This window comes from Streptomyces sp. DSM 15324, from assembly GCF_001514285.1.
In the GTDB taxonomy this organism is placed as follows: Bacteria; Actinomycetota; Actinomycetes; order Streptomycetales; family Streptomycetaceae; genus Streptomyces.
On the sequence record NZ_KQ949035.1, the window covers coordinates 298,017 to 299,300 of the forward strand.

Here is a 1,284-nt window from a genome sequence, read left to right on the forward strand (position 1 = left end):
ACCCTCCGACCACGCCGTACCGTCCGCGCCGTCCGAGAACGCCTTGCACCGGCCGTCCACCGCGAGCCCCCGCTGCCGCGAGAACTCCACGAACATCTCCGGCCCCGCCATCACCGTGACACCACCGGCCAGCGCGAGGTCGCACTCACCCGAGCGCAGCGCCTGCGCCGCCAGATGCAGGGCGACCAGCGACGACGAGCACGCCGTGTCCACCGTCACCGCGGGACCCTCGAAACCGAACGTGTACGCGATACGACCCGACGCGACACTGCCCGTCGAACCGGTCAGCAGATAACCGTCGGAGTCGTGCTCCCCGGCGCGCATGCAGGAGCCGTAGTCCTGGGTGATCGCTCCGGCGAAGACGCCGGTGCGGCTGCCGCGCAGGGTCGCCGGGTCGATGCCCGCACGCTCCAGGACCTCCCAGGACGTCTCCAGCAGCAACCGCTGCTGCGGGTCCATCGCCAGCGCCTCACGCGGCGAGATCCCGAACAGCGAGGAATCGAACAGGGCGGCGTCGTAGAGGAAGCCACCTTCACGGACGTAGGTACGACCGGGCGTACCCGGCTCCGGGTCATAGAGGCGATCGAGGTCCCAGCCACGGTCGGTCGGGAAGCCACCGATGGCGTCCCCGCCCTCGCTGACCAGCCGCCACAGATCCTCCGGCGAACCGACCCCGCCGGGGAACCGGCACGCCATCCCGACGATCACCACCGGATCGTCGGTCACACTCGTCGGCGCGGGCAGTGCCGACGCCGTGTCGACGACGTCCTGTCCGTCAGACAGTTCGGACAGGAGGTGCCGGGCCAGCGCGACCGGGGTCGGGTAGTCGAAGACCAGCGTGGCCGGGAGCCTCATGCCGGTCGCCGCGCTCACACGGTTGCGCAGCTCCACCGAGGTCAGGGAGTCGAAGCCGAGGGCCTTGAAGGCCTGGTCGGCCTCCAGATCGGCTGCCGACGCGTGGCCGAGGACAGAGGCTGCCTGCCCGCACACGAGATCCAGCAGGAACTTCTCCCGCTCGGCCTCGGCGAGCCCTCTGACCCGTCGGCCGAGATCGCCCGCCCCGCCCAGGGCGGCCTGTGCCTCAGCGGCCCGGCGTGTGGGCGTGCGAACGAGAGAGCGCAGCAGGTCGGGAACCTGTCCGCGGCGGCGGAGTGCCGCGAGGTCGAGGTTGATCGGCAGCACCGCTGCCCTGTCGAGTGCCGGGCCGATCTCGAGGGCGGTGTCGAACAGCCCGATCCCCTGTTCGGGGGCGAGTGGCTGCATGCCCTCGCGTGCCATACGGCT

At 71.2% G+C, this 1,284-nt stretch carries 1 protein-coding gene; it reads right to left on the reverse strand.

The features are described 5' to 3' along the window. Window positions 1-1,284 (reverse strand): acyl carrier protein (locus AQJ58_RS33960; RefSeq protein ID WP_420712199.1); only part of this gene is annotated, 1,284 nt, incomplete at both ends.